The sequence below is a fragment of the Halovibrio salipaludis genome (assembly GCF_002286965.1).
Classification (GTDB): Bacteria; Pseudomonadota; Gammaproteobacteria; order Pseudomonadales; family Oleiphilaceae; genus Halospina; species Halospina salipaludis.
The window spans coordinates 1-23416 of the sequence record NZ_NSKD01000013.1; the positions used below are offsets into that span (position 1 = coordinate 1).

The 23416-nt window shown below is 60.2% G+C and carries 37 protein-coding genes; 36 read left to right on the forward strand and 1 reads right to left on the reverse strand.

The window, feature by feature from the left end; all coding sequences use genetic code 11:
* From CK501_RS15985 to rplQ, 29 genes are all read left to right on the forward strand, one after another.
* On the forward strand, positions 1 to 248 hold a 248-nt coding region (locus tag CK501_RS15985; RefSeq protein ID WP_095618744.1), incomplete at its 5' end, for an EF-Tu C-terminal domain-related protein.
* A gap of 189 nt (positions 249 to 437) precedes the next feature.
* Positions 438 to 749 (forward strand): 30S ribosomal protein S10, encoded by a 312-nt coding sequence (rpsJ, locus tag CK501_RS15990; protein ID WP_077529290.1) that lies wholly within the window; start codon positions 438 to 440, stop codon positions 747 to 749.
* A 78-nt stretch (positions 750 to 827) separates the two neighbouring features.
* Positions 828 to 1469: a 50S ribosomal protein L3 gene (gene rplC / locus CK501_RS15995; RefSeq protein ID WP_077529289.1), complete on the forward strand. Its 642-nt coding sequence runs from the start codon at positions 828 to 830 to the stop codon at positions 1467 to 1469.
* An 11-nt stretch (positions 1470 to 1480) separates the two neighbouring features.
* Complete coding sequence (gene rplD, locus CK501_RS16000) at positions 1481 to 2089, forward strand: 50S ribosomal protein L4 (protein WP_095618745.1); 609 nt, start codon at positions 1481 to 1483, stop codon at positions 2087 to 2089.
* Positions 2086 to 2379, forward strand: coding sequence for a 50S ribosomal protein L23 (gene rplW / locus CK501_RS16005; RefSeq protein WP_077529287.1), 294 nt, complete (start codon positions 2086 to 2088; stop codon positions 2377 to 2379). The genes rplD and rplW overlap by 4 nt, the downstream gene beginning before the upstream one ends.
* Positions 2380 to 2396: 17 nt before the next feature.
* Positions 2397 to 3227 carry a 50S ribosomal protein L2 gene (gene rplB / locus CK501_RS16010; protein ID WP_095618746.1) on the forward strand — a complete coding sequence of 277 codons (831 nt, stop codon included), beginning with the start codon at positions 2397 to 2399 and terminating at the stop codon, positions 3225 to 3227.
* Between the two features lie 18 nt (positions 3228 to 3245).
* Positions 3246 to 3524, forward strand: coding sequence for a 30S ribosomal protein S19 (gene rpsS, locus CK501_RS16015; protein ID WP_077529285.1), 279 nt, complete (start codon positions 3246 to 3248; stop codon positions 3522 to 3524).
* An 18-nt stretch (positions 3525 to 3542) separates the two neighbouring features.
* Entirely contained in the window at positions 3543 to 3875 is a 333-nt protein-coding gene (gene rplV / locus CK501_RS16020; RefSeq protein WP_077529284.1) for a 50S ribosomal protein L22, read from the forward strand.
* 10 nt (positions 3876 to 3885) lie between these two features.
* The gene (gene rpsC, locus CK501_RS16025) at positions 3886 to 4572 is read left to right on the forward strand and encodes a 30S ribosomal protein S3 (RefSeq protein ID WP_077529283.1); all 687 of its coding nucleotides are present in this window, start codon (positions 3886 to 3888) and stop codon (positions 4570 to 4572) included.
* Positions 4573 to 4584: 12 nt separating this feature from the next.
* On the forward strand, positions 4585 to 4998 hold the full coding sequence (gene rplP, locus CK501_RS16030; RefSeq protein ID WP_077529282.1) for a 50S ribosomal protein L16: 414 nt from the start codon (positions 4585 to 4587) through the stop codon (positions 4996 to 4998).
* Complete coding sequence (gene rpmC, locus CK501_RS16035) at positions 4998 to 5189, forward strand: 50S ribosomal protein L29 (protein WP_077529281.1); 192 nt, start codon at positions 4998 to 5000, stop codon at positions 5187 to 5189. Before rplP ends, rpmC begins: the two co-directional genes overlap by 1 nt.
* A 1-nt stretch (position 5190) precedes the next feature.
* Positions 5191 to 5457: a 30S ribosomal protein S17 gene (rpsQ, locus tag CK501_RS16040; RefSeq protein WP_095618747.1), complete on the forward strand. Its 267-nt coding sequence runs from the start codon at positions 5191 to 5193 to the stop codon at positions 5455 to 5457.
* A gap of 58 nt (positions 5458 to 5515) precedes the next feature.
* Positions 5516 to 5884, forward strand: coding sequence for a 50S ribosomal protein L14 (gene rplN, locus CK501_RS16045; RefSeq protein ID WP_077529279.1), 369 nt, complete (start codon positions 5516 to 5518; stop codon positions 5882 to 5884).
* Between the two features lie 16 nt (positions 5885 to 5900).
* The gene (gene rplX, locus CK501_RS16050; protein ID WP_095618748.1) at positions 5901 to 6224 is read left to right on the forward strand and encodes a 50S ribosomal protein L24; all 324 of its coding nucleotides are present in this window, start codon (positions 5901 to 5903) and stop codon (positions 6222 to 6224) included.
* A 24-nt stretch (positions 6225 to 6248) separates the two neighbouring features.
* Positions 6249 to 6779 (forward strand): 50S ribosomal protein L5, encoded by a 531-nt coding sequence (gene rplE / locus CK501_RS16055; protein ID WP_425356596.1) that lies wholly within the window; start codon positions 6249 to 6251, stop codon positions 6777 to 6779.
* A 9-nt stretch (positions 6780 to 6788) separates the two neighbouring features.
* Positions 6789 to 7094: a 30S ribosomal protein S14 gene (gene rpsN / locus CK501_RS16060; RefSeq protein ID WP_095618750.1), complete on the forward strand. Its 306-nt coding sequence runs from the start codon at positions 6789 to 6791 to the stop codon at positions 7092 to 7094.
* A 66-nt stretch (positions 7095 to 7160) separates the two neighbouring features.
* Positions 7161 to 7553, forward strand: coding sequence for a 30S ribosomal protein S8 (gene rpsH, locus CK501_RS16065; RefSeq protein WP_095618751.1), 393 nt, complete (start codon positions 7161 to 7163; stop codon positions 7551 to 7553).
* A gap of 8 nt (positions 7554 to 7561) precedes the next feature.
* A complete protein-coding gene (rplF, locus tag CK501_RS16070; protein WP_095618752.1) occupies positions 7562 to 8095 on the forward strand; it encodes a 50S ribosomal protein L6 in 534 nt (177 codons plus the stop codon).
* Between the two features lie 9 nt (positions 8096 to 8104).
* The gene (gene rplR / locus CK501_RS16075; protein ID WP_095618753.1) at positions 8105 to 8455 is read left to right on the forward strand and encodes a 50S ribosomal protein L18; all 351 of its coding nucleotides are present in this window, start codon (positions 8105 to 8107) and stop codon (positions 8453 to 8455) included.
* Positions 8456 to 8467: 12 nt separating this feature from the next.
* Entirely contained in the window at positions 8468 to 8968 is a 501-nt protein-coding gene (gene rpsE / locus CK501_RS16080) for a 30S ribosomal protein S5 (RefSeq protein WP_077529272.1), read from the forward strand.
* Between the two features lie 4 nt (positions 8969 to 8972).
* Positions 8973 to 9158 carry a 50S ribosomal protein L30 gene (gene rpmD / locus CK501_RS16085; RefSeq protein WP_095618754.1) on the forward strand — a complete coding sequence of 62 codons (186 nt, stop codon included), beginning with the start codon at positions 8973 to 8975 and terminating at the stop codon, positions 9156 to 9158.
* 1 nt (position 9159) lies between these two features.
* Complete coding sequence (gene rplO, locus CK501_RS16090) at positions 9160 to 9594, forward strand: 50S ribosomal protein L15 (RefSeq protein ID WP_095618755.1); 435 nt, start codon at positions 9160 to 9162, stop codon at positions 9592 to 9594.
* Between the two features lie 12 nt (positions 9595 to 9606).
* On the forward strand, positions 9607 to 10935 hold the full coding sequence (gene secY, locus CK501_RS16095; RefSeq protein WP_095618756.1) for a preprotein translocase subunit SecY: 1329 nt from the start codon (positions 9607 to 9609) through the stop codon (positions 10933 to 10935).
* 16 nt (positions 10936 to 10951) lie between these two features.
* Positions 10952 to 11065, forward strand: coding sequence for a 50S ribosomal protein L36 (gene rpmJ, locus CK501_RS16100; RefSeq protein WP_077529268.1), 114 nt, complete (start codon positions 10952 to 10954; stop codon positions 11063 to 11065).
* A gap of 107 nt (positions 11066 to 11172) precedes the next feature.
* The gene (gene rpsM / locus CK501_RS16105; protein WP_077529267.1) at positions 11173 to 11529 is read left to right on the forward strand and encodes a 30S ribosomal protein S13; all 357 of its coding nucleotides are present in this window, start codon (positions 11173 to 11175) and stop codon (positions 11527 to 11529) included.
* Between the two features lie 13 nt (positions 11530 to 11542).
* A complete protein-coding gene (gene rpsK / locus CK501_RS16110; RefSeq protein WP_077529266.1) occupies positions 11543 to 11932 on the forward strand; it encodes a 30S ribosomal protein S11 in 390 nt (129 codons plus the stop codon).
* 18 nt (positions 11933 to 11950) lie between these two features.
* The gene (gene rpsD / locus CK501_RS16115; RefSeq protein ID WP_095618757.1) at positions 11951 to 12571 is read left to right on the forward strand and encodes a 30S ribosomal protein S4; all 621 of its coding nucleotides are present in this window, start codon (positions 11951 to 11953) and stop codon (positions 12569 to 12571) included.
* 24 nt (positions 12572 to 12595) lie between these two features.
* Entirely contained in the window at positions 12596 to 13597 is a 1002-nt protein-coding gene (locus tag CK501_RS16120; RefSeq protein WP_077529264.1) for a DNA-directed RNA polymerase subunit alpha, read from the forward strand.
* Positions 13598 to 13635: 38 nt separating this feature from the next.
* The gene (gene rplQ, locus CK501_RS16125) at positions 13636 to 14043 is read left to right on the forward strand and encodes a 50S ribosomal protein L17 (RefSeq protein WP_095618758.1); all 408 of its coding nucleotides are present in this window, start codon (positions 13636 to 13638) and stop codon (positions 14041 to 14043) included.
* An 80-nt stretch (positions 14044 to 14123) separates the two neighbouring features.
* Here rplQ and uvrA read toward each other — a convergent pair whose 3' ends face one another.
* Positions 14124 to 16961, reverse strand: coding sequence for an excinuclease ABC subunit UvrA (gene uvrA, locus CK501_RS16130; RefSeq protein ID WP_095618759.1), 2838 nt, complete (start codon positions 16959 to 16961; stop codon positions 14124 to 14126).
* A gap of 132 nt (positions 16962 to 17093) precedes the next feature.
* Between uvrA and CK501_RS16135 the strand changes: the two genes are divergently transcribed.
* The 7 genes from CK501_RS16135 to mshL all read left to right on the forward strand — a co-directional run bounded on the left by CK501_RS16135 (position 17094) and on the right by mshL (position 23415).
* A complete protein-coding gene (locus CK501_RS16135) occupies positions 17094 to 18455 on the forward strand; it encodes an MFS transporter (protein ID WP_095618760.1) in 1362 nt (453 codons plus the stop codon).
* Positions 18456 to 18525: 70 nt separating this feature from the next.
* Positions 18526 to 19029, forward strand: a complete 504-nt coding sequence (gene ssb, locus CK501_RS16140; protein WP_095618761.1) for a single-stranded DNA-binding protein — start codon at positions 18526 to 18528, stop codon at positions 19027 to 19029.
* A 165-nt stretch (positions 19030 to 19194) separates the two neighbouring features.
* On the forward strand, positions 19195 to 20097 hold the full coding sequence (locus tag CK501_RS16145; RefSeq protein WP_143421469.1) for a type IV pilus biogenesis protein PilM: 903 nt from the start codon (positions 19195 to 19197) through the stop codon (positions 20095 to 20097).
* On the forward strand, positions 20094 to 20705 hold the full coding sequence (locus tag CK501_RS16150; protein WP_095618763.1) for a PilN domain-containing protein: 612 nt from the start codon (positions 20094 to 20096) through the stop codon (positions 20703 to 20705). The genes CK501_RS16145 and CK501_RS16150 overlap by 4 nt, the downstream gene beginning before the upstream one ends.
* Complete coding sequence (locus CK501_RS16155; RefSeq protein ID WP_095618764.1) at positions 20702 to 21379, forward strand: type II secretion system protein M; 678 nt, start codon at positions 20702 to 20704, stop codon at positions 21377 to 21379. The genes CK501_RS16150 and CK501_RS16155 overlap by 4 nt, the downstream gene beginning before the upstream one ends.
* Positions 21372 to 21710 carry a hypothetical protein gene (locus CK501_RS16160; protein WP_095618765.1) on the forward strand — a complete coding sequence of 113 codons (339 nt, stop codon included), beginning with the start codon at positions 21372 to 21374 and terminating at the stop codon, positions 21708 to 21710. The genes CK501_RS16155 and CK501_RS16160 overlap by 8 nt, the downstream gene beginning before the upstream one ends.
* A gap of 16 nt (positions 21711 to 21726) precedes the next feature.
* The gene (gene mshL / locus CK501_RS16165) at positions 21727 to 23415 is read left to right on the forward strand and encodes a pilus (MSHA type) biogenesis protein MshL (protein WP_198949566.1); all 1689 of its coding nucleotides are present in this window, start codon (positions 21727 to 21729) and stop codon (positions 23413 to 23415) included.
* Position 23416 lies beyond the last annotated feature (1 nt).

Sequence of the window (23416 nt, forward strand, 5' to 3'; positions counted from 1 at the left end):
GCAAGGACGAGGGCGGTCGTCATACGCCGTTCTTCACCGGCTATCGCCCGCAGTTCTACTTCCGGACCACGGACGTGACCGGCACCTGCGAGCTGCCGGAAGGCGTCGAGATGGTGATGCCGGGTGATAACGTGAAGCTGGTAGCCACGCTGATCGCGCCGATCGCGATGGAAGACGGGCTGCGCTTTGCGGTACGCGAAGGCGGCCGGACTGTCGGCGCAGGCGTGGTGACCAAGATTATCGAGTAATCGGTCCCGCGCCCTGGAAAAAGGGGTTGCCATCGCGCAGCCCCTTTTTTGGTTTCAGGGTCCATCCCTGTAACGGATTCTCTGGAGCAGTGCGTAGGTTGACGCCGTCGTGAATGCGCCCTATAATGCGCATCCTTTTTACGGGTCGGCTTATACGAGCTGCCAACAACGATTGGAGTTTGGTGCAACATGCAGAGCCAAAAAATCAGAATCCGGTTGAAGGCGTTTGATTACCGCCTGATCGATCAGTCCACTCAGGAAATTGTCGATACGGCAAAGCGGACTGGTGCTCAGGTTCGGGGTCCTATTCCTCTGCCGACCCGGAAAGAGAAGTACACCATCCTGATCTCGCCGCACGTCAATAAAGACGCGCGTGATCAGTATGAGATCCGGACGCACAAGCGCCTTCTGGATATCGTTGAGCCTACCGAAAAGACAGTCGATGCTCTGATGAAGCTCGATCTCGCCGCCGGAGTGGACGTGCAGATCAGCCTGGGTTAACCCTCCAGTTAACCCCTCAGAGTGTAACTGTCTTTCAGGCCATAGAGGGTTGAAGCCCCGTACACTAAGAGGTGAACAATGGCGATTGGTGTTGTCGGCCGCAAGGCCGGTATGACTCGTATTTTTACCGACGAGGGTAACTCCATCCCCGTCACGGTGATTCAGGTTGATGCCAACCGGATTACCGAAATCAAGACGCCCGAGCGGGACGGCTACCGTGCGGTTCAGGTAACGACCGGTACGCGCCGTGCGAACCGGATTACCAAACCGGAAGCGGGCCATTTCGCGAAGAACGGCGTTGAAGCAGGGCGCAGTCTCTGGGAGTTCCGGCTGGAAGACCAGTCAGAAGATGGAGAGCTGCAGCCCGGTTCCGAGCTTGATGTTTCCCAGTTCGAGGATGGTCAGTCGATTGATGTGACTGGTCAGTCCAAGGGCAAGGGTTTTGCAGGTACCGTCAAGCGCTGGAACTTCTCCACCCAGGATAAGACCCACGGTAACTCGCTCGCGCACCGCGCACCTGGCTCCATTGGTCAGTGCCAGTCTCCGGGCCGTGTATTCAAGGGCAAGAAGATGTCCGGTCAGATGGGTAATGCGCGCGTAACCAGTCAGAACATCGAGATCGTGCGTGTTGATGCCGAGCGGAATCTGCTGCTGGTTAAAGGGCCCGTCCCTGGCGCCAATGGCGGTGACCTGATCATCAAGCCCGCAGTGAAAGCCTAAGGGGTGGCGTGATGGAATTGACAGTGACAGGAAGCGGTAACGGTGTTCAGGTATCGGATGCCGCTTTTGGTAAAGAATTCAACGAATCGCTGGTGCACCAGGTCGTAACCGCCTATCTGGCGGCCGGTCGTCAGGGCAGCGTCAAGCAGAAGACACGCTCCGAGGTCAGCGGCGGTGGCAAGAAACCCTGGCGGCAGAAGGGCACCGGTCGGGCCCGTGCCGGTACCATCCGCAGCCCGATCTGGCGCGGTGGCGGCACAACTTTCGCCTCGCGCCCGCGGGACTATTCGCAGAAGGTGAATCGGAAGATGTATCGCGGCGCGCTGCGCTCGATTCTTTCCGAGCTTGTGCGCCAGGAGCGTCTCGTGGTTGTGGACTCCATTACCCCTGACCAGCCGCGTACCAAGGTGTTCAATGCCAAGCTCCAGGAGCTGGGTGTTCAGCAGGACGCGCTGATTGTTTCTGACTCCGTTGAGCGGAATCTCGAGTTGGCATCGCGCAATATCCCGAACGTGGCGGTATCCGATGTCCGGGGCGTGGATCCGGTGAGTCTCGTAGCGCACAACCACGTCGTGGTTACTGTGGATGCGCTCAAGAAGTTTGAGGAGATGCTGGGATGAATCAGGAGCGAATTTACAAGGTTCTGCTCGGCCCGCTGGTCTCTGAGAAGGCGACCATGGTTGGTGATCAGGGCCAGGTCGTGTTCAAGGTGGCTCCTGATGCGACCAAGCCCGAGATCCGCAAGGCCGTAGAGCAGCTGTTCAATGTGGACGTGACCAAAGTGCAGGTCAGCAATCGCAAGGGCAAGAACAAGCGCACAATCCATGGCATGGGTAAGCGTGACGATCTTCGCAAGGCGTATGTGCGCCTGGCTGATGGTCAGGATATTGACTTCATGGACGTGGAATAGGTTGAGGGGTTACAGACATGTCGATTGAGAAAACCAAGCCGACGTCACCCGGTCGTCGCCACCTCATCAAGGTCCGTAATCCTGACCTTCACGGGGGTGCGCCCTACGCGCCACTGGTGACCAAGCTCAGCAAGACGGGTGGCCGCAACAACAACGGCCGGATCACGTCCCGTCATATCGGTGGTGGCCACAAGCGCCATTACCGTCATATTGATTTCAAGCGCAACAAGGATGGTATTCCCGGCCAGGTAGAGCGTCTGGAGTACGATCCGAACCGTTCCGCCCATATCGCACTGGTCAAGTATCAGGACGGGGAGCGGCGTTACATCATCGCGCCCAAGGGGCTCAAGCAGGGCGATAAGGTTCAGTCCGGGATCGATGCACCGATCCGGGCCGGCAGCACCCTGCCCCTGCGTAACATTCCTCTGGGTTCGGTGATCCATTGCATTGAGCTCAAGCCCGGGAAGGGTGCCCAGATCGCGCGCAGTGCCGGTTCATCGGTCCAGCTGGTCGCACGTGAGGGCAACTACGCAACCATCCGGCTGCGTTCGGGCGAGATGCGCAAGGTGCCGGCTGAGTGCCGTGCCACGCTGGGGGAGGTTTCCAACAGCGAGCACAGTCTGAAGCAGTCCGGCAAAGCGGGTGCAACACGTTGGCGTGGCAAGCGGCCAACAGTACGCGGTGTTGCTATGAACCCAATTGACCATCCGCATGGCGGTGGTGAAGGGCGTACCTCTGGCGGACGTCACCCGGTTACACCCTGGGGGATTCCGACCAAAGGGCATAAGACTCGTAAGAACAAGCGTACTGACAAGATGATCGTACGTCGTCGTTCGGCCAAGAAATAACGTTTAGGGGAAGAAGCTGTGCCACGTTCTCTGAAGAAAGGTCCTTTTATAGACCTGCATCTGCTGAAGAAGGTTGAGGCAGCTCTGGAAAACAACAGCCGTAAGCCGATCAAGACCTGGTCGCGCCGCTCCACGGTGTTTCCGGAGATGGTAGGGCTGACCATTGCAGTGCATAACGGCCGGCAGCATGTGCCGGTCATGATCACTGAGGAAATGGTTGGCCATAAACTTGGGGAGTTTGCCGCGACACGCACGTTCCGCGGGCATGCTGCCGACAAGAAAGCGAAGAAACGCTGATTCTGAGGGGATTAAACGATGGAAGTAGCGGCTAAAACGAAAGGCGCTCGACTCTCGGCTCAGAAGGCTCGCCTTGTCGCAGACATGGTTCGTGGCAAGAGTGTCGAGGAAGCGCTGAATACACTGGCGTTCACACCGAAGAAAGCGGCCGGGATCATTCGCAAGACCCTCGAGTCTGCGATTGCCAACGCCGAGCATAACGAAGGCCTGGACGTGGATGAGTTGCGGCTTGCAACCATCTGTGTGGACGAGGGGCCGACGCTGAAGCGGATCCAGGCACGGGCCAAGGGCCGTGCGGACCGGATCCTGAAGCGCACGTGCCACATCACCGTCAAGGTTTCGGACGAGTAGGAGATACCCGATGGGTCATAAAGTACATCCAACCGGTATCAGGCTTGGCGTTGTCAAAGAGCACAACTCGGTCTGGTATGCGGAGAAAGGGGCTTACGCCCAGAACCTGTTGAAGGATATCGAGGTCCGCGAATTTCTCAATCGCCGGCTCGAGAAGGCCTCGGTCAGCCGGATTCTGATTGAGCGTCCCGCGCAGAACGCCCGGATTACGATCCATACCGCCCGTCCGGGGATTGTGATCGGCAAGAAGGGTGAGGACGTGGATAAGCTCCGTAAGGAGCTGACCGACATGATGGGCGTGCCCGTGCACGTCAACATTGAGGAAATCCGCAAGCCTGATCTCGATGCCAAGCTGGCTGCCCAGAGCGTGGCGAACCAGCTGGAGCGCCGCGTGATGTTCCGGCGTGCGCTCAAACGGGCCGTACAGAATGCCATGCGCCAGGGCGCGAAAGGGATCCGGATCCAGGCGAGTGGCCGCCTCGGCGGTGCCGAGATTGCACGTACCGAGTGGTACCGGGAAGGTCGCGTACCGCTGCACACACTGCGTGCAGACATCGACTACGCGCATTACGAGGCCCACACCACCTACGGGATCATCGGCGTGAAAGTCTGGATCTTCAAGGGTGAAATCCTGGGCGGTCTCGAGCAGGTACGGGCTGAAAAAGAAGCCGCTGCTCAGAAGAAAGCTCAGAAGTAAGGGGGTCTCCAAATGCTGCAACCGAAACGAACCAAGTTCCGCAAGGTACAGAAAGGCCGCAATCGCGGCATGGCCCATACAGGCAACAAGGTCAGCTTTGGTGAGTACGGTCTCAAGGCGACCGGTCGTGGGCGTGTTACCGCACGCCAGATCGAGGCGGCCCGTCGGACCATGACCCGCCGGATCAAGCGTGGCGGCAAAATCTGGATCCGCGTGTTCCCGGATAAGCCGATTACCGAGAAGCCCCTTGAAGTCCGTATGGGTAAGGGCAAGGGCGCCGTCGAGTACTGGGTTGCTGAAATCCAGCCCGGGAAGATGCTGTATGAGATGGAAGGGGTGGCAGAAGACGTGGCGCGCGACGCATTCAATCTGGCCGCGGCCAAACTGCCGGTACCGACCACCTTTGTGAACAGGACGGTAATGTGATGAAAGCGACAGAATTGCGTGACAAATCGGCAGAGGAACTGAACCAGGAGCTGATGCGGCTGTTCAAGGAACAGTTCAATCTCCGGATGCGCAAAGCGACAGGTCAGCTGAATCAGTCCCACTTGCTGCGTCAGACCAGGCGCGATATTGCGCGTGTTAAAACCGTTATGACTGAGAAAGCAGGTGACTGATATGGCTAATGCAAGTGAAAACGCCAGGACGCTCAACGGCCGCGTGGTCAGCGACAAGATGCAGAAGACGATTGTCGTTATGGTTGAGCGCCGGGAAAAGCATCCGCTCTACGGCAAGTACGTGAAGCGCTCGACGCGTATCAAGGCTCACGACGAAGACAACCAGTGCAGTGTCGGTGATTTTGTAACCATCGCCGAAAGCCGTCCGCTTGCGCGGAATAAGGCCTGGACACTGGTGAACGTGGTTGAGCGCGCGTCGAAGGTGTAAGGCGCCAGGACACTGGTTCTTGTCGTAAAGACGAAGTGGTTTCTAGTGGAGACTAACCATGATTCAGACGCAAACCGTACTTGACGTAGCCGATAACAGCGGCGCCCGTCAGGTTATGTGTATCAAGGTCCTGGGTGGCTCGCACCGGCGCTATGCAAGGGTCGGGGATATCATCAAGGTATCCGTCAAGGAAGCGATCCCCAGGGGCCGTGTCAAGAAGGGTCAGGTACTCAAGGCAGTTGTGGTCCGGACCAAGAGTGGTATCCGGCGCCAGGACGGGTCCCTGATCCGGTTCGACGGCAATGCGGCGGTTCTGCTCAACCCGCAGGAAGCGCCGGTAGGTACCCGAATTTTTGGCCCGGTGACTCGCGAACTTCGGAATGAGAAATTCATGAAGATCATTTCGCTGGCACCCGAGGTTTTGTAGGAACAAGAGGCCGGTTATGAACAAGATCAAGCGAGATGACGAAGTGGTGGTCACCACGGGGAAAGACCGTAACAAGCGTGGCAAGGTGCTGCGGATTGTTGATGGTGGTGAACGGGTCGTTGTGTCCGGGATCAATATGGTCAAGAAGCACACGCGCCCCAATCCCATGGCGGGAACCCAGGGCGGCATCATCGAAAAGGAAGCTCCGATTCATATTTCGAACGTGGCCATCTATAACCCGCAGCAGGCCAAGGCTGATCGTGTCGGGTTTCAGGTGAAGGAAGACGGCACCAAGGTGCGCATCTTCCGTTCCACGCAAGAAGTGATCGATAACCAGTAAGCGGCGGTGGTTACGATGTCCAACATGAGAGACGTGTACAAAGAACAGGTGATCCCGGCGCTGAACGAGCAGTTCGGGTATGCGAACCCGATGCAGGTGCCGCGGATTGAAAAGATCACCCTGAACATGGGCGTTGGTGAAGCTGTAGGCGACAAGAAGCAGCTCGATAACGCTGTCGCTGACCTGCAGATGCTGTCGGGTCAGAAGCCGGTGATCACCAAGGCGCGCAAGTCCGTTGCAGGCTTCAAGATCCGGGAAGGCTTCCCGATCGGCTGCAAGGTGACCCTGCGTGGTGAGCGGATGTGGGATTTCTTCGATCGCCTGGTGCAGATCGCGATCCCGCGGATCCGTGATTTCCGTGGTCTGAGCCCGAAGTCGTTCGACGGCCGGGGCAACTACAGCATGGGCGTGCGGGAACAGATCATTTTCCCGGAAATTGAGTACGACAAGGTCGACAAGGTCCGTGGCCTCGATATCACCATCAGCACCTCCGCTGAGAGTGATGAGGAAGGGCGCGCTCTGCTTTCGGCATTCAATTTTCCGTTCAAACAGTAAGGATCGGACATGGCCAAAATCGGCATGAAAGAGCGCGAACGCAACAGGGAACGCCTGGTCGCCAAATACGGCGAAAAGCGTGAGCGCCTTAAAAAGATGAGTAAGGATCCGAATCTGAGCGACGAAGAACGCTGGGAAGCGCAGATGCAGCTGCAGAAGCTGCCGCGTAACTCCAGCCCGGTGCGTCTTCGCAATCGTTGCCAGGTAACCGGGCGCCCGCATGGTGTCCTCAGGAAATTCCAGCTTTCACGCATCAAGCTGCGTGAGACCGGAATGCGCGGAGATGTTCCGGGGCTGCGCAAGGCCAGCTGGTAACCCCCGCGCGTTGGTAAGCAACAGCATTGTTGCTGCACAACTGAAACGATCAGGAGTCTCATACGAATGAGCATGCAAGATCCGTTGGCGGACATGTTCACGCGCATCCGTAACGGCCAGATGGCCGAGAAGGTGAGTGTGGAAATGCCGTCCTCCAAGATGAAACAGTCCGTTGCCTCGGTCCTCCGGGACGAAGGCTTCATTGAGGACTTCAGCGTTGAGGGCGATAAGAAGCCCCGGCTGACCATCAATCTGCGTTATTTCGAAGGCAAGCCCGTCATTGAGAGCATCCAACGGGCGAGTCGCCCCGGTCTGCGCCAGTATCGCGGCAATAGCGAACTGCCGCGCGTGGCCAATGGTCTGGGCGTCGCCATCGTCTCCACGTCCCAGGGCGTGATGACTGACAGCGCCGCCCGCAAGGCCGGCATTGGTGGCGAAATTATCTGCACCGTATTCTAGGAGGAGTCATGTCCAGGGTTGCGAGTAATCCTGTCGTGCTGCCATCCGGTGTCGAGGTGAATTTCAACGGTCAGGACGTTGAAGTGAAGGGTGCCAAGGGTACGCTTCAGCACAGCATTCACCCGAGTGTCGAAGTGACGCAGGACGACGATAAGCTGCGGTTCGCGCCGCGTAACAATGCGAAGAAAAGCCGGGCACTGGCCGGTACCACCCGGGCACTCCTGAACAACATGGTTGTTGGTGTGACCAATGGCTTCGAGCGCAAGCTCGAGATCAATGGTGTCGGTTACCGGGCCCAGGCCCAGGGTGACAGCGTGAATCTTACGCTTGGCTTCAGCCATCCGGTGGAATACAAGCTGCCGGAAGGCGTTACCGCTGAGTCCCCCAAGCCGACCGAATTGGTGCTCAAGGGCATCGACAAGCAGCGTGTCGGCCAGGCTGCAGCAGACATCAGGGCTTTCCGTCCGCCTGAGCCCTATAAGGGCAAGGGTGTCCGCTACGCGGATGAAACGGTAAGGCGTAAAGAGGCCAAGAAGAAATAGGGCAGACAGATGAGCGCGAAGAAAGAATCCAGATTGCGTCGCGCACGTAAAGTGCGCATCAAGATCCGGGAACGTGGCTCCAACCGCCTCTGCGTCCACCGTACACCGCGTCATATGTATGCTCAGGTGACTACGGCGGATGGCAGCCAGGTGCTGGCGGCCGCCTCCACACTGGACAAGGAGTTGCGCCAGGGTGCAACCGGAAACGTGGACGCCGCACGCCAGGTTGGCGAGCTGATCGCGGAACGGGCGAAAAACGCGGGTATCGAAACGGTTGCATTCGACCGGTCCGGTTATCGCTACCACGGTCGCGTCAAAGCGCTTGCCGATGCGGCGCGTGAAGCCGGCCTGCAATTCTAAGAGGTGGAGAAGATGAGCGTGAATGAGCAGAACCAGCCCGAGCTTCAGGAGAAGCTGGTGCAGGTCAATCGGGTGGCCAAAGTGGTCAAGGGTGGCCGCCTTTTCGGTTTCACCGCCCTGACAGTTGTGGGTGATGGCAACGGCCGGGTCGGTTACGGCCGCGGTAAGGCACGTGAGGTGCCGGTTGCGATCCAGAAGGCAATGGACTCCGCGCGCAAGAACATGGTGTCCGTACCGCTGGATGGCGCTACGCTTCAGTACCCGGTCAAGGCCAACCATGGCGCCTCCAGGGTGTTCATGCAGCCGGCTTCCGAGGGTACTGGCATTATCGCCGGTGGCGCCATGCGTGCCGTTCTCGAAGTTGCCGGCGTGCACAACGTCCTGGCCAAGTGCTATGGCTCCACCAACCCGATCAACGTGGTACGGGCTACCGTTGAAGGCCTGAAAGCCATGCGGTCGCCGGAAGAAGTGGCGGCCAAGCGTGGTAAAACCGTGGAAGAGATCCTGGATTGACGTTATGGCTAACAAAACGATCAAGGTCACACTGACCCGCAGCCCCATCGGGGCACAGAAGAACCATAAACTCTGTGTCCGTGGACTGGGACTGCGCCGTCTCCACCATTCGGTGGAACTCGAGGACACGCCCGCGGTCCGCGGGATGATCAACCGTGTCAATTACATGGTTCGGGTAGAGGAACAGTAAGATGCAACTGAACGAACTCCGCCCAGGTGACGGCTCCAAGGCCGAGCGCAAGCGTGTGGGTCGTGGCATCGGCAGTGGTCTGGGTAAAACCGGCGGCCGTGGTCACAATGGCCAGAAATCCCGTTCCGGCGGCAGTATCGCGCCCGGCTTCGAGGGTGGTCAGCAGCCGATGCGTGGGCGTCTGCCCAAGTTCGGTTTCACCTCCCGTCAACAGCGCTGGGAGGCGGAGATCCGCCTTCACGAGCTGGCCAAGGTCGAAGGTGATACGGCTGATCTGGACGCTCTCAAGAAGGCGGACCTGATCCGTCATGACGTGCGCGAAGCGAAGGTGATCGCCTCCGGTGAGATTTCCCGTGCGGTGACCGTCAAGGGCCTGCGGGTAACCAAAGGCGCCCGTGAAGCGATTACTGCCGCTGGCGGGAAAGTCGAAGACTGAGTCGAGGGCTAAATGGCTAAACAGGGACCGGCATCCGCTAAGGGACAGGGCCTCTCGGAACTCTATTCGAGGCTCAAGTTCGTTGTGATCGCGATCCTGGTCTACCGGATCGGCGCCCACATCCCGGTCCCGGGCATTAACCCGGATCGGCTGGCGGCAATGTTTGAACAGCAGCAGGGCACCATCCTGGGCATGTTCAACATGTTCTCAGGGGGTGCCCTTGAGCGCATGAGTATCCTGGCGCTGGGCATCATGCCCTACATCTCCGCCGCGATCATCATGCAGCTCATGACGGCGGTCAGTCCGCAGCTGGAGCAGCTCAAGAAGGAAGGCGAATCCGGGCGCAAGAAGATCAGCCAGTACACACGGTACGGTACCGTTGGTCTGGCGTTCGTGCAGGGGCTGGGGATCTCCGTGGGGCTTGCGTCCCAGGGAGTGACCTTCTCCAGCGGGCTCGACTTCTATTTCATAGCGGTCGTGTCCTTTGTCTGTGGCGCTGTTTTCCTGATGTGGCTTGGTGAGCAGATCACTGAGCGCGGCATCGGCAACGGCATCTCGCTGCTGATCTTCGCCGGTATCGTCGCAGGCCTTCCGGGGGCCATCGGTCAGACGCTGGAGCAGGCCCGCAGTGGCGAGATGAGTCTGCTGCTGGTCTTCGGTGTCGGTGCCATGGCCATTGCCGTGGTTGGGTTCATCGTTTTCATGGAGCGCGGTCAGCGCCGGATCACGGTGAATTACGCCAAGCGCCAGCAGGGGCGCCGTGTCTACGCCCAGCAGCAGAGTCATCTGCCGCTGAAGGTGAACATGGCTGGCGTTATTCCGGCGATCTTTGCGTCGTCGATACTGCTGTTTCCGGCATCGCTCGGTCAGTGGTTCGGTCAGTCCGAAGGCATGGAGTGGCTGGGCGATCTGTCCCAGATCCTGGGGCCGAACCAGCCTCTGTACATCCTGCTGTTTGCAGCTGCAGTGATCTTTTTCTGCTTCTTCTATACAGCACTGATGTACAACCCGCGGGAGGTTGCGGACAACCTCAAGAAGTCCGGCGCCTTCATCCCCGGGATCCGGCCCGGTGAGCAGACCGCGAAGTACATTGACGGGGTGCTCACACGTCTGACGATCTTCGGGGCGCTGTACATCGCGGCGGTGTCGATCATGCCCCAGTTCCTGACGGTATTCGGCAATGTGCCGTTCTACCTCGGGGGTACGTCACTGCTGATCGTCGTAGTAGTGGTCATGGATTTCATGTCACAGGTTCAGGCGCATCTGATGTCGCACCAGTACGAATCCGTGATGAAGAAGTCCAACCTCAAGAATCACGGACGCAGCGGCATGTTCCGCTGATCAACGGGAGACTGAAATGAAAGTACGTGCATCGGTGAAGAAAATCTGCCGAAACTGCAAAATCATTCGTCGCAATGGCTCGATCCGGGTCATCTGCACCGAGCCCCGTCACAAGCAACGCCAGGGGTGAGGCGGTAACAGGGGCGGTTGTTGATATCTGCCGATTCAGGCGCTATCATTCCGCACCTTTTGTGACGGTAACGTAAACAGCAAAGCTTTGAATGCGGAGTGAAGTGAATGGCACGTATAGCCGGTGTCAACATACCCGAGAATAAACATGCCGCGGTTTCGTTGACCTATATCTTCGGGATCGGCCATACCACGGCAGGTCAGCTTTGCGACGCGACGGGCATCCCCCGGAACACGAAGGTTGGCGAGCTTTCCGATGAACAGGTGGATAACCTGCGCACGGAAGTTGGCAAACTCTCGGTCGAGGGTGACCTGCGTCGTGAGGTTCAGATGAACATCAAGCGGTTGCGGGACCTGGGCTGCTATCGCGGCCTGCGGCATCGCCATGGTCTTCCGGTTCGCGGTCAGCGGACCAAGACCAATGCGCGGACCCGCAAGGGCCCCCGTAAACCGATTCGTAAATAACAGGTAGGTAAAAATGGCAAAGCCAGGTACACGTACCCGTAAAAAGGTGAAAAAGTCAGTTGTTGACGGCGTGGCCCATATCCACGCGTCGTTCAACAACACCATCGTGACCCTGTCCGATCGCCAGGGCAACGTCCTTTCCTGGGCGACTGCCGGCGGTTCTGGATTCCGCGGTTCACGAAAGAGTACACCTTTTGCTGCGCAGGTAGCAGCTGAAAGGGCCGGTAACGCGGCCGCTGAATACGGTCTTAAAAACCTGGACGTAATGGTCAAGGGTCCCGGACCCGGCCGGGAATCCGCGGTTCGCGCTCTCAATGCGGTAGGTTTCAAGATCACCAACATCGAGGACGCGACACCCATCCCGCACAATGGCTGTCGTCCGCCGAAAAAGCGCCGCGTGTAATCAAGGAGACAGCGATTTATGGCACGTTACATTGGTCCGAAATGTAAACTGTCTCGCCGCGAGGGGACAGATCTATTCCTGAAGAGCGGGGTCCGGGCGCTCGAAAGCAAGTGCAACGTCGATCAGGCGCCAGGTCAGCATGGCGCACGGCGTACCCGGGTTTCCGAGTACGGAACCCAGCTTCGGGAAAAGCAGAAAGTACGCCGTATGTACGGTGTGCTGGAGAAACAGTTCCGGAACTACTATCAGGAAGCAGCTCGCCGCAAGGGTTCAACCGGTGAGAACCTGCTTCAGCTGCTGGAGTGCCGGCTCGATAACGTGGTCTACCGCATGGGCTTCGGCGCCACACGTGCTGAAGCACGGCAGCTGGTTTCCCACAAGGCGCTGCAGGTCAATGGCCGCACCGTCAATGTGGCCTCCTACCAGGTGCAGCCCGGTGATGAGGTCCGCGTACGGGAGAAGGCTCAGAATCAGCTCCGTATCCGCAATGCGTTGGAGCTGGCCAACAGTCGTGCGGCCATCGAGTGGGTCGACGTCGACGCCAACAAGCTCGTGGGAACCTTCCGGTCCCGTCCGGAGCGCAGCGATATCTCTGCGGACATCAACGAGAGCTTGATCGTCGAGCTTTACTCCAAGTAACGCACAGCGAAATAGGGGCGTCCAATGCAGCGTTCAGCTACCGAATTTCTGACTCCTCGCAGCATCAATGTCGAGGAGCAGACCCAAACCCACGCCCGCGTGGTTCTGGAGCCTCTGGAGCGGGGCTTTGGCCACACGCTGGGTAATGCTCTGCGGCGGATCCTGCTGTCTTCCATGCCCGGGAGTGCAGTAACCGAAGCGCAGATCGATGGAGTGCTGCACGAGTACAGCGCCATTGAAGGGGTTCAGGAGGATGTCATCGAGATCCTGCTGAACCTCAAGGCGCTGGCCGTTAAGCTCAATGGTCGTGAGCAGGCCGAGCTCTCTCTTTCCAAGAAGGAAGAAGGGCCGGTCACTGCGGCTGATATCCAGCTTGATCATGACGTTGAGATCGTCAACCCGGATCTGGTGATCTGTCACCTGTCCAAGGGCGGCGAGCTCAATATGAAGCTGACGGTAAGCTCTGGTCGGGGTTACGAGCCCGCGGATCAGCGCGAGCAGGATGAGGAAAGCCGGGCCATTGGTCGCCTGCAGATTGACGCGACCTTCAGCCCGATCCGCCGTGTTTCCTACATGGTTGAGAGTGCCCGTGTTGAGCAGCGCACCGACCTGGACAAGCTGATCATCGACCTGGATACCAACGGTACCATTGATCCGGAGGAAGCGATCCGGCGGGCCGCCACCATTCTGCAGCAGCAGCTGGCGGTGTTCGTCGATCTGGATCAGGAGAAAGAGCCGGAGGAATCTCAGGAAGAAGAGGAAGTTGATCCGATCCTGCTGCGTCCTGTGGATGATCTTGAACTGACCGTTCGCTCGGCCAACTGCCTCAAGGCGGAGAACATCTACTACATTGGCGATCTGATCCAGCGCACTGAAGTTGAACTGCTGAAGACGCCCAATCTCGGCAAGAAATCACTGACCGAGATCAAGGATGTGCTGGCCTCCCGTGGCCTGTCGCTGGGTATGCGGCTTGAGAACTGGCCGCCGGCGAGTCTGCGCGGTGATGACCGGGTCCTTGGTGGCTGATCGCTGAATCGCTGATTTTGATTTAAGGAATTAGAGCAATGCGTCATCGTAAGAGTGGTCGTAAATTAAACCGCAACAGTTCGCACCGGAAGGCCATGTACCGCAACATGACTGCCTCTCTGGTGGAGCATGAGCTGATCAAGACGACCCTGCCCAAGGCGAAGGAACTTCGCCGTGTGGCGGAGCCGCTGATCACACTCGCCAAGGAGGACTCGGTGGCGAACCGTCGTCAGGCATTCGCGCGGCTGCGCAATGACCAGGCGGTGACCAAGCTGTTTGAGGAGCTCGGTCCGCGGTTCGAGAGTCGTCCCGGTGGTTATCTGCGGATTCTCAAATGCGGTCTGCGGGCTGGCGACAACGCGCCCATGGCCTATGTAGAGGTCATCGGTCGTCCGGTTGTCGAGTACGTGGAAGACGATGAGGATGATGACGACGACGAGGACTGAGAGCCTCGCGTCACCGCCTGATCACTTCGGGCGGTGCCTCATTAGAAGCCGGACCCTGTGTCCGGCTTTTTTATGCGCAGCTACTGGCTGCGGGCCTCGGGAAGATAATTAGCCAGGTATTGGCCCGTGTGCGAGTCACGCTCCCTGGCGACTGTCTCAGGAGTGCCTTCCGCCACCAGGCGTCCGCCGCCATCTCCACCTTCCGGTCCAAGGTCGACCAGCCAGTCCGCGGTCTTGATGACATCCAGGTTATGTTCGATCACCACCACGGTGTTGCCGTGGTCCCTCAGGGTGTGCAGTACATCCAGCAGCTGCTGGATATCGTGGAAGTGCAGACCGGTTGTGGGTTCGTCGAGGATGTAAAGTGTGTTGCCCGTGTCCCGCTTGGACAGTTCCCGTGCCAGCTTGACCCGTTGTGCCTCGCCTCCTGACAGGGTTACGGCGTTCTGGCCAAGCTTCACGTAGGACAGACCTACTTCCATCAGTGTCTGGAGGCGCCGGGCCAGGAAGGGCACGGAGTCGAAGAACTCGCGCGCTTCCTCAATGGTCATGGAGAGCACCTCATGGATGGTCTTTCCCTTGTAGGTGATTTCAAGGGTTTCCCGGTTGTAGCGCTGGCCCTGGCAGACATCGCAGGGCACGTAGATGTCGGGCAGGAAGTGCATCTCGACCTTGATCTCGCCGTCACCCTGGCAGGCCTCGCAGCGCCCACCCTTGACGTTGAAGCTGAACCGGCCCGGTTTGTAGCCGCGCGAGCGGGCCTCCTGGGTTCCCGCGAACAGCTCGCGGATGGGCGTGAAAAGTCCGGTATAGGTGGCCGGGTTGGAGCGTGGCGTGCGCCCGATGGGACTCTGGTCAATGTCGATGACACGATCCAGGCTTTCCAGCCCTTCAATGCGTTCGTGGGGCTCCGGCGTAAGCGTTGTGGCATTGTTGAGCTGCCTTGCTGCGGCCGGATAGAGCGTGCTGTTGATCAGTGTGGATTTGCCGGAGCCTGATACGCCAGTGACGCAGGTCATCAGCCCCACAGGGATGCGCACTTCGTCGCCCTGGAGGTTGTGGCCGGTAGCGCCCGTTACGGTGATCCAATGCTCGCCGGGGGTGGTGCGCTGTGCGGGAATGGCGATCCGGCGCTGGCCGGTGAGATACTGGCCCGTGATGGATTCCGGTTCGGCCGCGATGGCGTCGGCGGTGCCCTCGGCCATGATCCGGCCGCCATGGATTCCGGCGCCCGGGCCAATGTCCACAATGTGGTCGGCGGCACGGATGGCATCCTCGTCGTGTTCCACCACGATCACTGTATTGCCCATGTCCCGCAGCCGCTTGAGAGTGCCCAGGAGCCGCTCGTTGTCGCGCTGGTGAAGCCCGATAGAGGGCTCGTCCAGGACGTACATCACCCCCACGAGTCCGGCCCCGATCTGGCTGGCGAGCCGGATCCGCTGGGCCTCCCCTCCGGAGAGGGTATCGGCGCTGCGTTCGAGGGTCAGGTAGCCCAGGCCCACGTTGACCAGGAATTCAAGGCGCTTGCGGATCTCGTTGAGAATGGTCTCGGCGATCTGGCCACGCCAACCAGGAAGGGTGATGGACTGGGCGTTGTCGAATGCATGGGCAATGGAAAGGCGCGCCATTGCGGGAAGCGTCCAGTCGCCAATGAACACGTTTCGGGCCACCTCATTCAGACGTGAGCCGCGGCAGTCCGGACAGGGGCGTGAGTTCAGTGAACGGGCGAGTTCGTCGCGTACCGTCTGGGAATCCGTCTCCCGGTAACGCCGTTCGAGGTTGGGGATCACTCCCTCAAAGGGGTGCTCACGGTCCACCGCCTGACCCCGGGAGTTCACATACCGGAAGGTGATCGCTTTATCGCCGGTGCCGTGCAGTACGGTGTTCTGGAACCACTCCGGAAGCTGCTGCCAGGGGGTGTCGAGGTCGCAACCGTAATGGGAGGCGACGCTTTCGAGCATCTGGAAGTAGTAGACCGAGCGCCGGTCCCAGCCCCGTATGGCACCTTCGGCCAGCGTGAGCTCGGGGTTGCGGATCAGTCGTTGCGGGTCAAAGAACTGGTCAACGCCCAGCCCGTCACAGGTGGGGCAGGCGCCTGCCGGGTTGTTGAACGAGAAGGTCCGGGGCTCGGGGGCGCTGATGGAGTAACCGCACTGGGGGCAGGCATGGCGTGCCGAGAAAACCAGCTCCTCCATTCCATCGTCATCCATGGAGGCTACCCGCGCAGTCTCATCCGCCAGCGCCAGCGCGGTCTCGAAGGATTCGGCGAGGCGCTGCTGCAGTCCATCCCGGATCCGGAAGCGGTCCACCACCACCTCAATGCTGTGTTTGCGTTTGGCGTCCAGTGAGGGGAGGTCGTCGATGTCGTACACTTTCCCGTCAATACGCAGCCGTATGAACCCCTGGCTGCGCATCTCATCCAGCACCTGCTGGTGTTCGCCCCGGCGCTCGCGGATCAGCGGCGCCAGAATCATCATGCGGCTGCCCTCGGGCAGGGCCAGAACCTGGTCCACCATCTGGCTCACCGTCTGGGCGGCCAGTGGTTCATCGTGCAACGGGCAGTGTGGTTCGCCGGCGCGGGCGAACAGCAGGCGCAGGTAGTCGTGGATCTCGGTGATGGTGCCAACCGTGGAGCGCGGGTTGTGCGAGGTCGATTTCTGTTCGATGGAAATGGCCGGCGACAGCCCCTCGATATGGTCCACATCCGGCTTTTCCATCATGGAAAGAAACTGGCGGGCGTAGGTTGAGAGGGATTCCACGTAGCGCCGCTGCCCCTCCGCGTAGAGGGTGTCAAAGGCCAGTGATGACTTGCCGGAGCCGGAAAGCCCCGTGATCACCACCAGCTGGTTCCTGGGAATATCCAGATCCACCGATGCCAGATTGTGGGTGCGTGCACCCCGGATACGGATGTGATTCATGCTGCTCCAATGGCTGGGCAAAACGACCATTATAGGGCTTACTGGCACACCGCCATAGACGGATTGATCTGGATCCATGAGTGAGTCGTCAGCGCTGTGCTAAGATGACGCCGCTTTTCCGGAGGATTCCTGATGAACGCCACTGAAAAACGCGCCATCGCGGCTCTGGCAACGGTCTACGGCTCCCGCATGCTGGGTCTGTTCATGATCCTGCCGGTGTTTGTGCTGCTGGGGCGGGACCTGCAGGGCGCAAGCCCGGCGCTGCTGGGTGTGGCGCTCGGGGCCTATGGACTCTCCCAGGCGCTGCTGCAGATCCCCTTTGGCATGCTTTCAGATCGTTTCGGGCGCAAGCCGCTGATTCAGGTCGGGCTTGTGCTGTTTGCCGTCGGCAGTCTGCTGGCGGGGTGGTCGGATTCCATCCAGGGGGTCATTGCCGGGCGCATTCTGCAGGGCTCAGGCGCTATTGCCAGTGTACTCATGGCGCTGGCCAGTGACCTTACCCGCGAGGAAAACCGCACCAAAGGTATGGCCACCATCGGGCTGTCCATTGGTATGGCTTTTGCGCTGTCGCTGGTGCTGGGGCCCATGGTGGGGGATGCCTACGGGCTCACCGGGATTTTCCTGCTGACGGCGGTGCTTGCGGGTATCGGCATGGTTCTGGTGGCAACCATCGTGCCCACGCCTGAGACGCGTACCCACCAGCCGGATGCGCTGCCGGCCCGGGACCAGCTTCGCCAGGTGCTTACATCGGGCCGGCTGCTGCGCCTGGATGGCGGTATCTTCGTGCTGCACCTGACGCTGACCGCCCTGTTCCTGATCGTGCCGCTGACGCTGGAGGAACTGGGGCTGGGCACCAACCAGCACTGGTGGGTGTACCTCTCGGTGATGGGCGCTGGCTTTGTGGCGATGCTGCCGCTGCTGATCATTGGTGAGAAGAAGCGCCGTCTCAAGCAGGTGATGACGGTGGCGGTGGCGCTGCTCGGGGTGGCCGTGGCGCTGATGGGCATCGGCTGGGAGCGGATCGCCGGATTCTGGGTGGTGCTGTTCATCTTTTTCACCGGCTTCAATCTGCTGGAGGCACTGCTGCCCTCGCTGATCAGCAAGGAGGCGCCCGCGGCCGGCAAGGGCTCGGCCATGGGCGTCTATTCCACCAGCCAGTTCATGGGCTCCTTTGTGGGCGGTGCGCTCGGTGGTTGGCTCTCTGGTTTCGCCGGTGCCAGCGGTGTTATTGTTCTCATTCTGCTGGCCATAGCGGTCTGGCTCGGCCTGGTTGTCACCATGGCGCCGCCACGCTACGCCACCAGTCTGGCGTTGCAGCTCACCGAGGAGCACACCCAGGATCCGCGCACCATGCGCGAGGCGTTTCTGGCCATTCCGGGGGTGGATGATGCCGTGGTGCTTGCCGGCAGCGGGGAGGCCTGGCTCAAGGTGGATCGCCAGCAGTTCAGCGAAGAATCCCTGTGGCGTCTCCCCTTTGTGGCGCGGCAGATCTGAGTAAGGAAGCCACGGGACGGTTTCCGTCAACGCATAACAGCGAATAAAGAGAAAGGAACAGGAGCAGAACATGGCGAGAGGCGTAAACAAGGTCATCCTGATCGGCAACCTGGGCGCGGATCCCGAGACCCGGTACACGGCCAATGGCAACCCGGTCACCAATCTCAGGCTGGCAACGGACGAGAGCTACAAGGACCGCAACACCGGCCAGATGGTGCCGCGCACGGAATGGCACCGCATCGTCATGTTCGGCAAGATCGCGGAAGTGGCCGGCCAGTACCTGCGCAAGGGCTCCAAGGTCTACATCGAAGGCCGCCTGCAGACCAACAAGTGGCAGGACCAGAGCGGTCAGGACCGTTACACCACCGAGATCATCGTCGACATCAACGGCCAGATGCAGATGCTCGACAGCCGTGGCGGTGACAGTGCCGGGACCGGAGGCGGCGCGCCGGGTGCTGCACAGGGTGGTGCGCCCCAGGGAGGCGGTGGCTACGCGCCCCAGGGCGGTGACCAGAATCAGGGGACCGGCATGCCGGATCCTGTTGACGACTTTGATGACGACATTCCCTTCTAGGAGACTTCTGCCAGCAAGTCCCAGTACTGTGTTAAAAGACGTGGATAACCATCTGAACAGCGTGAATCTGTTCGAATCCTGAACTATACTCGCGACACGTATTGGCACTCCCACTGTTCCGTGAGAGTGCCCTTCGGAATTTCACGAGCAGCGCAGACGGTCAACTTGCTGGCACTCCGATCCCTCCGACATCCGTTCGCGAAACGTCACTCTTCACTCCGCGTGGGGCTGGAGCTGTCGGATGATGCGATCCACTGGGCCTGCATGCAGGCGGACGGTTCGGTCCAGAGCGGCTCCGCAGACGCTGGGCAGACACTGGAATCCCTGGTGAATGAACAGGGGTTGGGCGGTGCCCGGGCCCGGGTGGTTCTGGGGCCGGATCAGTATCAGATCTTCCAGGCAGAGCGCCCCAATGTTGAGCCTGGCGAGCTGGCGGACGCCGTTCGCTGGAAGCTCGGGGATCTGCTCGATTATCCCGCCAGTGAAGCCGTTATTGATACCTTTCCTTTTCCCGAGGACGCCTCACGGGACCGTGGTGCGTTGATCAACGCTGTCTGCGCCCACCAGGACCGGATACGTACCATCGTGGACAGCGTCCATGAGGCGGGTCTCGAGCTTGAATGCATTGATATCGCGGAGCTCGCGCTGCGCAACCTGTTGGCCCGTGCCGACCCGGAGGGGCGCGGCGCGGCCCTGGTGCATCTGGGACGGCAGAGTGGCCACGTGATCTTCTGCCGGGGCGAGGTGCTCTACATGGCACGGCGCCTGGATGTCTCCCAGGCCCAGCTGCGGGACGCCACCACCCAGGAGCAGACGGTCCAGGACCTGGCGCTGGAGATCCAGCGGTCGCTGGATTATTACGAAAGTCAGCTGCGCCAGATTCCCCCCTCCCGTGTCCAGCTGGCAGGCCACCCGGAAGCGCTGCCGCTTGCCGGGATGCTCAATTCCGAGGTGACCGCTGAAGTGGTGGATCTGGATTGGAGTGCCATGCTCTCAGGCGTGACGCCCGCACCCGGAACCGGGCTTGCTGTCGCCACGCTGCTGGCGGATGACGAGGGAGCGAGATGAAGCAGTCCGTCAACCTGTACACAGAGGCCTTTCAGCCCTCAAGGGAGTGGCTGACCCTGGGCCGGGTGCTCAGCCTGGCTGCCGTTGTGCTGCTGGTGGTTGCCGGCATCGGGGGCGCTCTCCGGTATCAGCTGGCCGGGGCTGAAGCCCGGCTGGCGGAGATTGAAGCCCGGGAAGCGGAAAAGCAGCAGTCGGTGGAGACGCTCCAGAAACAGGTGGCCGACCGTAAGAAGGATCCGGCCCTGGAAGAGCAGGTCACACGACTGGAGCAGCGGGTCCGGGATCGCCGCCGCCTGGTCGAGCGCGCGGATTCGGTGGCAAAGGCGAGCAGCGAGGGCTTCACACCCTATCTGGAAGGGCTGGCACGCCAGACACTCGACGGGCTCTGGCTCACACGGATCCGGGTGGACCTGATGCGTGATCGTCTGGGGCTGTCAGGTCGTACCACGGATGGCCAGAACGTGCCTGAATATCTGCAGCGATTGCAGAAAGAATCCGTGTTCGAAGGGCGCCGTTTTGCCCGCTTTGGCATTGAACGCCCGGAGGACGGTGGGCCGCTGAGCTTTGATGTGGCTTCAACCCGCGAATCAGCGGAGGAAGACGAATGAAGGACCGTCTCCAGCAGCGCTGGCAGACGCTCGCGGATGCCTTCCTGGCGCGGGCGCGCCGTGAACGGGTGCTGATGCTGGTAGCCGCGTCGGCGCTGGTGGCCCTGGGAGCCTGGCAGTTGCTGGTGACACCGGTTCTGGAGGCCCGGAGCCAGGTGGCGGAGCGCATTGCCAGTACGCAGGAGTCGCTGGAGGGGCTTACCGCGCAGGAGGAAACGCTTCTGCGCGAGCTGGAAAAGGATCCCAACGAACCATTGCGCGAACGTATCAGCCAGCTCCAGCAGCGCCTTGACCGTTACGATCAGCAGCTCGAGGAGCTGACCACCGGCCTGATCAGCCCGCCGGAAATGGTGACACTGTTGCGTCGTATGCTCGCCCGGCATGACGGAGTGGCACTGGAGAGTGTCTCCCACAGGGCCCCCCAGCCGGTTGCGGTGGAAGGCCAGGATGACGGCGCGAACAGTGAACAGGAAGCCAGCCTCTATGCCCACCCGGTGGAAGTCACCGTCAGCGGTGGTTTCCATGATGTGCTGGCGTATCTGCGGGATCTTGAAGGCCTGGATGAGCGCCTGGGGTGGCGGTCAATGGACTACCAGACACAGGACTGGCCGGGGGCGCGGGTACGGATCCGGTTGCACACACTGAGCCTGCACAGGGAGTGGTTGGGTGTCTGAGCGCCTTGTGAGTGGCATCATTGCTGGGCTGCTGATTCTGGTACCGCTGACCTGCGGGGCCAGCAGCGGGGCGTCACTGCCGGACCCGACGCGGCCGACCTCGGTATCGACACAGGAAAGCAGCGTCTCGCCGGCACGCCGCTTCCAGCTGGACTCAATCCTGGTGGGGGATCAGCGCCGGCGGGCGGTCATCAACGGGATCAGCCTTGCCAAGGGCGGTCAGCTTGGGGATGCCACCCTTGTCCGGATCGGTACGGATCGTGTGCTGATTGAAATTGGCGGACAGCAGTACACTCTTGAACTCGACAGCGCGCCGTCGATCCGGCGCTAGCAGCAGGTTAACCGTTATGCGAGAGCATTCTGTCCCATTTCTGATTCCAGCTGTGCTCAGCCTGCTTCTGGCCGGCTGTGCCGGGAATCCGCTGATGCAGACCCAGCAGGCAAGCTCCACGGAAACCACGGAGCGGATCGAAGAAGAGCTGGAGAAAGCTGAGTCCGAGAGCGGTGATACCGAGGTTGCCCAGGCGCCTGATGAGGTCACGGGCGCCCTGATGCCGGACTTCTCCGGAGGAGACGGTACCGGCTCCGGTGGGGAGGAGCGTTTCAACGTCAATGCCCAGGGTCTGGCCGCATCCACCTTCTTCCGGAGTCTGGTCGACGGCACGCCCTACAACGTGGTGGTGGACCCGGCGGTGGAGGGCAACATCACCCTGGACCTGACACAGGTGACCCTTGAAGAGGTCATGGAGGTTGTTTCGGATCTCTATGGCTATGAGATCAACCGCGAGGGCCGCATCTACCGGGTGCGCCCGGCCGGGCTCCGGACCCGCGTCTTCCAGGTGGACTATCTGGACATTCAGCGCAGTGGCAATTCCGAAACCCAGGTGCGGTCGGGGCAGGTCACCGATTCGGGTAATGGCAATTCAGGCGCCAGCTCGGATGACGGCAACAGCAGTTCCGGCAACGGTCCCGTGGTGGGCACCCGTATCACCACGACTTCCGAATCGCGCTTCTGGGCGGATCTCAGGGAATCCCTGAACCTGATGGTTGGGTCTGACAACGGCCAGCGTGTCATCACCAACCCGGGGTCTGGCGTGGTTGTGGTCCATGCCCGGCAGGACAAGCTGAAGGTGGTTGAGGATTACCTCCGACGGATGCAGCTGATCTCCAAGCGCCAGGTGATCCTGGAAGCCCGGATTCTTGAGGTGGAGCTCAATGAGAGCTTTCAACAGGGCATCAACTGGAACGCTGTGGATCAGATGGGTACCGGCAACAGCCTTCAGGGCAGTCTGAGCAGCATTGCAACCAACACCCAGGGGGGAGGCGCATTTTCCGCGGCACTTGAGGTGAATAACTTCAACAGCCTGATCCAGCTCCTGGGCAGTCAGGGCAATGTTCAGGTGCTGTCCAGCCCGAGGATCTCCACGGTTAATAACGAGAAAGCCGTGATCAAGGTGGGCAGTGATGAATTCTTCGTGACTGACCTCGACTTTGATGATGACACCACCGCGGCGGCGGGCACCTCCCGTTCAACATCGGTTGACCTGACACCGTTCTTCTCCGGTATCTCACTGGACGTTACGCCCCAGATCAGCGACGAGGATGTGGTGACCCTGCATGTTCACCCCTCGGTCAGCGAAGTGGAGGATCAGGAAAAGCTCATCACCATCGGCGACGAGGACGTGACGCTGCCACTGGCTCTGAGCACGGTACGTGAGACTGACAGCGTGGTGCGGGCACGAAGCGGGCAGATCGTGGTCATCGGAGGTCTGATCCAGGATCGGACCGAGGAGACAACCTCAGCGGTGCCCTTTTTCAGTGAGATCCCGGTCATCGGTGAACTGTTCAAACAACGCAGCTATGAGTCCCGGAAAAGCGAACTGGTGATTCTGCTCAAGCCCATGATCGCCAACGTGGATCGATACGCAGAGGACGTGGAGGACAGCCAGCAGCGCATCCGGGACTTGCGCCGGATCATGGAATCCACCGAGTCCCCGAAGCCAGAGCCGGCAGCGGGCGCGGCGCAAGAGAGGTAGC

Bases quoted from the DNA above. Each gene is read 5' to 3' on its own strand.
- rpsJ (WP_077529290.1), top strand. From the start codon at position 438: ATGCAGAGCCAAAAAATCAGAATCCGGTTGAAGGCGTTTGATTACCGC.
- rplC (WP_077529289.1), top strand. From the start codon at position 828: ATGGCGATTGGTGTTGTCGGCCGCAAGGCCGGTATGACTCGTATTTTT.
- rplD (WP_095618745.1), top strand. From the start codon at position 1,481: ATGGAATTGACAGTGACAGGAAGCGGTAACGGTGTTCAGGTATCGGAT.
- rplW (WP_077529287.1), top strand. From the start codon at position 2,086: ATGAATCAGGAGCGAATTTACAAGGTTCTGCTCGGCCCGCTGGTCTCT.
- rplB (WP_095618746.1), top strand. From the start codon at position 2,397: ATGTCGATTGAGAAAACCAAGCCGACGTCACCCGGTCGTCGCCACCTC.
- rplV (WP_077529284.1), top strand. From the start codon at position 3,543: ATGGAAGTAGCGGCTAAAACGAAAGGCGCTCGACTCTCGGCTCAGAAG.
- rpsC (WP_077529283.1), top strand. From the start codon at position 3,886: ATGGGTCATAAAGTACATCCAACCGGTATCAGGCTTGGCGTTGTCAAA.
- rplP (WP_077529282.1), top strand. From the start codon at position 4,585: ATGCTGCAACCGAAACGAACCAAGTTCCGCAAGGTACAGAAAGGCCGC.
- rpmC (WP_077529281.1), top strand. From the start codon at position 4,998: ATGAAAGCGACAGAATTGCGTGACAAATCGGCAGAGGAACTGAACCAG.
- rpsQ (WP_095618747.1), top strand. From the start codon at position 5,191: ATGGCTAATGCAAGTGAAAACGCCAGGACGCTCAACGGCCGCGTGGTC.
- rplN (WP_077529279.1), top strand. From the start codon at position 5,516: ATGATTCAGACGCAAACCGTACTTGACGTAGCCGATAACAGCGGCGCC.
- rplX (WP_095618748.1), top strand. From the start codon at position 5,901: ATGAACAAGATCAAGCGAGATGACGAAGTGGTGGTCACCACGGGGAAA.
- rplE (WP_425356596.1), top strand. From the start codon at position 6,249: ATGAGAGACGTGTACAAAGAACAGGTGATCCCGGCGCTGAACGAGCAG.
- rpsN (WP_095618750.1), top strand. From the start codon at position 6,789: ATGGCCAAAATCGGCATGAAAGAGCGCGAACGCAACAGGGAACGCCTG.
- rpsH (WP_095618751.1), top strand. From the start codon at position 7,161: ATGAGCATGCAAGATCCGTTGGCGGACATGTTCACGCGCATCCGTAAC.
- rplF (WP_095618752.1), top strand. From the start codon at position 7,562: ATGTCCAGGGTTGCGAGTAATCCTGTCGTGCTGCCATCCGGTGTCGAG.
- rplR (WP_095618753.1), top strand. From the start codon at position 8,105: ATGAGCGCGAAGAAAGAATCCAGATTGCGTCGCGCACGTAAAGTGCGC.
- rpsE (WP_077529272.1), top strand. From the start codon at position 8,468: ATGAGCGTGAATGAGCAGAACCAGCCCGAGCTTCAGGAGAAGCTGGTG.
- rpmD (WP_095618754.1), top strand. From the start codon at position 8,973: ATGGCTAACAAAACGATCAAGGTCACACTGACCCGCAGCCCCATCGGG.
- rplO (WP_095618755.1), top strand. From the start codon at position 9,160: ATGCAACTGAACGAACTCCGCCCAGGTGACGGCTCCAAGGCCGAGCGC.
- secY (WP_095618756.1), top strand. From the start codon at position 9,607: ATGGCTAAACAGGGACCGGCATCCGCTAAGGGACAGGGCCTCTCGGAA.
- rpmJ (WP_077529268.1), top strand. From the start codon at position 10,952: ATGAAAGTACGTGCATCGGTGAAGAAAATCTGCCGAAACTGCAAAATC.
- rpsM (WP_077529267.1), top strand. From the start codon at position 11,173: ATGGCACGTATAGCCGGTGTCAACATACCCGAGAATAAACATGCCGCG.
- rpsK (WP_077529266.1), top strand. From the start codon at position 11,543: ATGGCAAAGCCAGGTACACGTACCCGTAAAAAGGTGAAAAAGTCAGTT.
- rpsD (WP_095618757.1), top strand. From the start codon at position 11,951: ATGGCACGTTACATTGGTCCGAAATGTAAACTGTCTCGCCGCGAGGGG.
- CK501_RS16120 (WP_077529264.1), top strand. From the start codon at position 12,596: ATGCAGCGTTCAGCTACCGAATTTCTGACTCCTCGCAGCATCAATGTC.
- rplQ (WP_095618758.1), top strand. From the start codon at position 13,636: ATGCGTCATCGTAAGAGTGGTCGTAAATTAAACCGCAACAGTTCGCAC.
- uvrA (WP_095618759.1), bottom strand. From the start codon at position 16,961: ATGAATCACATCCGTATCCGGGGTGCACGCACCCACAATCTGGCATCG.
- CK501_RS16135 (WP_095618760.1), top strand. From the start codon at position 17,094: ATGAACGCCACTGAAAAACGCGCCATCGCGGCTCTGGCAACGGTCTAC.
- ssb (WP_095618761.1), top strand. From the start codon at position 18,526: ATGGCGAGAGGCGTAAACAAGGTCATCCTGATCGGCAACCTGGGCGCG.
- CK501_RS16150 (WP_095618763.1), top strand. From the start codon at position 20,094: ATGAAGCAGTCCGTCAACCTGTACACAGAGGCCTTTCAGCCCTCAAGG.
- CK501_RS16155 (WP_095618764.1), top strand. From the start codon at position 20,702: ATGAAGGACCGTCTCCAGCAGCGCTGGCAGACGCTCGCGGATGCCTTC.
- mshL (WP_198949566.1), top strand. From the start codon at position 21,727: ATGCGAGAGCATTCTGTCCCATTTCTGATTCCAGCTGTGCTCAGCCTG.